Origin of the sequence: uncultured Corynebacterium sp. (assembly GCF_902782855.1) — a bacterium.
GTDB lineage: Bacteria > Actinomycetota > Actinomycetes > Mycobacteriales > Mycobacteriaceae > Corynebacterium.
On record NZ_CACZOO010000246.1, the window covers coordinates 1 to 4874 of the forward strand.

Genomic DNA, 4874 nt, shown 5'->3' on the forward strand with positions numbered 1-4874 from the left:
ACCCGGTCGACCGTCGCGGCGACGAGGTTCTGCGGCTCCGGCAGATCGGTGCGGAAGACGGTGTTCCCGGCCTCAAGGGTGATCTCCTTGTCGGTGGTCGGTTCCTGGGCGAGGATGTGGCGCTGGTTCTGGAGGGGGACGTCCCGCCAGATGAAGCAGGAGACGGTGGGGGACCCGCCACGGCACTCCGGTTTCCGCGCATTGTCCCCGACAGGCCTGCCCGCGGCCAGGGCGGCGGCGTCGAGGAGGCGTCCCTCCGTCTCATCGGTGACCGTGTAGGACTCGATGTCCTTCGGGATCACCTTGCCCTTCGGCAGCACGTAGACCGGCAGGGCGACGGCGATGACGATCAGCGCGGCACCGATGACGATCAGGGCATGGGAGAGAACCTTCTTCATGCGGGCTAGTTTAACGGGAGAAACCTCGACCCGGGGGTAGGATCGGCCGGGATCATGTCGACCTCCACGCCGCAGCCGCCACCGGCGCCCACTCCAGCCCCGCAGGCGGGGGGACGGCCTCCGTTCCTCCCCGCCCTGGAGGGGTTGCGTGCCGTCGCCGCGCTCGGCATCATCCTCACCCACGCCGCCTTCCAGACCGGCAACGACACCGGTGCGGTCGTCAACCGGATCATGGCGCGCACCGACTTCTTCGTCCCCGTCTTCTTCGCGCTCTCCGGGTTCCTGCTGTGGCGTCGCCACGTGTCGGACTTCAGTTTCTCGGCTGCCGGACGCCGCCGATGGGTGGACTACCACGTCAAGCGCCTCGGCCGGATCATGCCCGCCCACCTGGTGCTCGTCGTTGTCGTGGTCGCCCTGTTCCCCGTCGCCGGTGATCCGGGAGTCCTCCAGATCGCGGCGAACCTCCTGCTGCTGCAGAACTACGTCCCCGACGGCATGGTCGGTGGCCTGACACACCTCTGGTCACTGTGTGTGGAAATGTTCCTCTACCTGGCCATGCCACTGTTGGCGCTGGTGGTGGGCCGCCGACGTCGCGCGGTCCGGGTCGTGGCCATCGTGGCAGTCGGTGTGCTCAGTGCACTGTGGCCCTTCCTCGCCGGTCCGCGGACCGGCGACCTCAACCCGCACATCATGCCCTGGGCATTCTTCGGTTCCTTCTGCGTCGGCCTGCTCGCCGCGGAGACCGAGGGGTGGTTGGCGGAGGTGGGCGGGACGACCGGGGCGGGCAGGGCCGCCGGGACACGCGGAACCTGGCCGGACACGGTCCGACGCTGGGCAGGACGCCGCCCGCTGTGGGTCGCTCTGGCGGCCGGCGTACTGGTGCTCGCCTCGGTCGACGGTCCGGAGGGGCTGACCGCGGCGAGCCCGGCGGAGTTCTTCCGTCGCACAACCTGCGGGGTGGTCTTCGCCGCGACCCTGGTGGTGCCTGTGGCTCTGGCCCCACGGTCCCGGTTCCTGGAGAGCCGGGTGATGCAGCTGCTGGGACGCTGGTCCTACTCGGTCTTCCTGTGGCACATGGCGGTCCTGTCGCTGGTCTTCCCGTTGCTGGGCATCAGCCTGTTCACCGGCGGCTACGCGGTGCTGCTGCTGGTCCTCGCGGTGACCGTCGGCCTGTCGGTGCCGGTTGCCGCGTTGAGCTATGCACTGGTCGAGGATCCGGCGCGCCGGGCGGTCTCGCGGTGGTGGGGGTCGCGGGGAGCGGTGAAAGGTGCGGAGGAGGCGGAGGGGGCGGAGAAGGTGGGGGAGGCCAGGTAGACGCAGGTCAGGCAGACGACGAGCGACAGTTGTACGACGGGGGAGTCACCGGCGTAGCCGTCGGTGAGGCCACCGGTGCCCCACGGGCCGCGGGTGAACAGGAGGGTCGCCAGGCCACCGGACGCGAGGAGGATCCACGGTGGTCTGACGCCTGACCACACGCGCGGACCGTACCGGAGGGCGCCGAACGTCACCGCCGCCGCGAGGATGCCGGGGATGCCGGCGAGCACCCAGCTGACCCCCGCCCAGGCGCCGGTGGCCGCCAGGCGGCACAGTCGGGTGGGGTGCGGCGTCCGACCTGTCGGCATCCCGCGACCTGAGGATGGTCCGGCGACCACAGAACCGACCTCGGGTCGCGTGCTGCCGACTGTGCCCCGGCCACCCCGGCCGCTCCGGCCGCCACACAGCAGCAGCGCCCACACCCCGAGCAACAGGGCCGCGGCCGCCGCCCCGGCCACCAGCCAGACTCGGTAGACGGTGGTCGCGGAGAAGTCCACGGTCACCGCGGCGGCGAGCTCGGCGTCCGACAGGTCCGGCGCCAGGGCGGCCGGCACCAGCCAACCCTGGGACCAGCCGTTGACCGTCACCGGCGTGAGCGACACGGACGTGCCGTCGACGGTCAGGTGGCCGGCGCGTCCGGGATTGACCGAGGTGGGGGTGTACACGATCCGGTCGTCGGAGGTCTGTGCTGTGGCGGCTGTCGCGCCTGTGGCCGCCGGGTCGGCTGCCGCAGCGGTGTTCACCAGTTCGACCCACCGGGCGCCGCTGTGGACCGTGTGCTCCCCGGCCGTCAGGTCCAGCGTCCGCCCGCACGCCACAACTGTCCCGTCGACGGTGGTCACCGCGCCGCAGTCCGCGGTCGCCACCCGTACGGTCATGGTCGAACCCGGTGTGCCGGGCACCGTGACGGTGCGGCGCATCGTGCCCTCGGGGATCTCCTGGCCGAGCACCCAGCGGCCGACCACGCGCCCTTCCGGAGTGGGGACCACGATGTCACGTCGGGGTGTCACATCGGTGCCGTCGGGGGTGGTGAGGGAGAACTCGCTGAGCCCCGCCCGGCCGAAGGCGCCGGTGATGCGCAGGTCGACCTGGTCGGCGTCCCCCGGGGGGAGGGTGAAGGACTTCTCCCGGCCGACCGGTACCTGCACGGTGGACGACGCCACGGTCCTCCCGTCGAGCCGGGTCGTGACCTGCAGACGCAACGCGGTGCCCTGGGCGCGGGCGGTGAGGCGCAGCTGGTGGGCGGGCTGCTCCGGGAGGACCGTGAGGGTCTGGTTCACCGGGGAGCCGGACGCAGGGTACCAGGCGGTCGTCGGGTCACCGTCGACGGCTGCGGAGACCGACGAGAGGGTCTCCGCCCCACCGAATGAGGTGGGGTCATCGGCGGAGGAACTGGCGGTCAGGCGTCCACCGGTCTCACGGACGTGGGTCTGCTCCCCGGTGACCGGGTAGTCGTGCACCGGGTTCAGCCCGCGCCAGGGGTCGTCCTCCGCCCGTACGGCGGAGTCCGCCGAGGTGACGGTGCCGTAGGAGTGTTCGCGCAGGGCGGGGGTGTCGGTGACGGTGACGGGGCCGGCCGCCGCGGCGTCCCCTGCCTCCGGGGTGTCCCCGGTGAGGATGCGGTCCCGGGGTACTCCTCCGTCGGCGGCGGCGAGCCTGGGCAGCACCTCCGGGCCGCCGGCGACGACGTCGAGGTCAGCGACGTGCACGGTGCGGGCGGCAGTGGTCGGTTCGACGCCGTCACCACCGCCGACCCGGAAGATCCGCACCTCACCGTCGCCGAAGGACGCCTCCTCGGTGAACCCCGGGGAACTGCGCAGGGTGCGCAGCACCGGTCGAGCCCCCGGGGTGTCCGCCACCCGGGTCAGATCGGACCTGACCAGCAGATACCCGATCCCCTGCTGTACCAGCGCCGCCGCCAGCGAGGGTGAGGCGGCCCCGGTGTCGAACTCGCGTTGCACCCCGTCGATCCCGCGGATCGCCTCAGGCGGCACCAGCGGTACGGCGTCCCGGACCACCCAGGGCACGTCGAGCAGCGCCTGGGCCGGCTCATCACGGGTGTTGCCCCAGCTCTGGCGGGCTGACGCGGCCCGTGGCAGGACCATCGTGCGGGTGGACGCGGCATCGTGGGAGGGATCGTTGAGCCAGGCCGCGGCGTCCGCCCAGTAGTCGGGGACGGAGCGGTACCCGTCGACGGGCACCAGTCGGGCGGACCATGCCGGGGCGGTGAGGGTGGCGAGGAGCAGTCCGACAGCGGTGACGACGACCACCGGGCGGTGTCTCTCCGGGTGCGCCCAGCGGCTCCACCGCGCCCACCCCGGCCAGGTCACCCGGCCCAGCACATGGGCGACACCGACGACCAGCGGCAGACGGACCAGGGTGTCGAACTTGTGGAGGTTGCGCAGCGGGGCGCCGACGCCGTCGAGGAAGGACCGGGCGGCGTCATGCACCGGGGAGAACGGGCCGGCGACACCGAAGACGAGCAGCCCGACGGCGAGCATGATCAGCCACACCCGCCGGTACGGCAGCCGTGCCCGGGAGACGCCGCACAGCCCGACCAACCCGAGGACGGCGAGGATCAGCGTCGCGGCGACGAACACCGGTTCACCGACCAGGGCGGCGCCGGCCTGCCGCTCGTCAGAGAGGTAGGGCGTCCAGCTGGTGGTGCCGCGCAGCACCTCACCGAGGCTGAACCAGTGGGTGGTGATCCCGGCGGACTCGATGTAGTCGGTGAACGGCGGGGAGTACCTGCCGAGGACGAGCAGCGGCCCGATCCACCAGAAGCACGCGAGGACGCCGGCAGGTGCCCACCACATCAGGAAGCGCCATGCGGTGCGGCGCCGTTCCCTCGTCCGCGCGCAGGCCCCGGCGACGACCCACCAGATCACCGCGGGCAGGACGGCAGCCAGAGAGGCGACGGCGTTCACCGCCCCCAGGCAGAGCACCGCCACCGCCGAGGAACAGGCTGCGGTGGCGGCCTCCCGGGTCGACGGCGTCCGGTCGGGGGCGCACGACCGCAGGATCCGCACCACCGGTAACAGGATCCACGGTGCCAGCGCAACCGGCCACGCCTCCGAGGAGATCGCGCCGAGGGTGGTGAGGATCCGGGGGGAGCATGCGTAGAGCACCGCGGCGACCAGCCGGGAACCCCGGGAGCCGGTG

At 72.3% G+C, this 4874-nt stretch carries 3 protein-coding genes; 1 reads left to right on the plus strand and 2 read right to left on the minus strand.

Annotated features, from left to right (window positions below; genetic code table 11):
* Window positions 1-398 (minus strand): porin PorA family protein (locus tag QZV72_RS10085; protein WP_297008098.1); only part of this gene is annotated, 398 nt, incomplete at its 3' end.
* Between the two features lie 54 nt (window positions 399-452).
* Here QZV72_RS10085 and QZV72_RS10090 point away from each other — a divergent pair.
* Entirely contained in the window at window positions 453-1712 is a 1260-nt protein-coding gene (locus QZV72_RS10090) for an acyltransferase (RefSeq protein ID WP_297008100.1), read from the plus strand.
* On the opposite strand, the gene QZV72_RS10095 is transcribed toward QZV72_RS10090, so the two are convergent.
* A partial coding sequence (locus tag QZV72_RS10095) for an alpha-(1->3)-arabinofuranosyltransferase family protein (protein WP_297008102.1) occupies window positions 1595-4874 on the minus strand: 3280 nt, incomplete at its 5' end. The two genes, QZV72_RS10090 and QZV72_RS10095, sit on opposite strands and share 118 nt — an antisense overlap.

What these genes read in the sequence shown, in the direction of transcription:
- QZV72_RS10090 (WP_297008100.1), top strand. Translation starts at nt 453, where the DNA reads ATGTCGACCTCCACGCCGCAGCCGCCACCGGCGCCCACTCCAGCCCCG.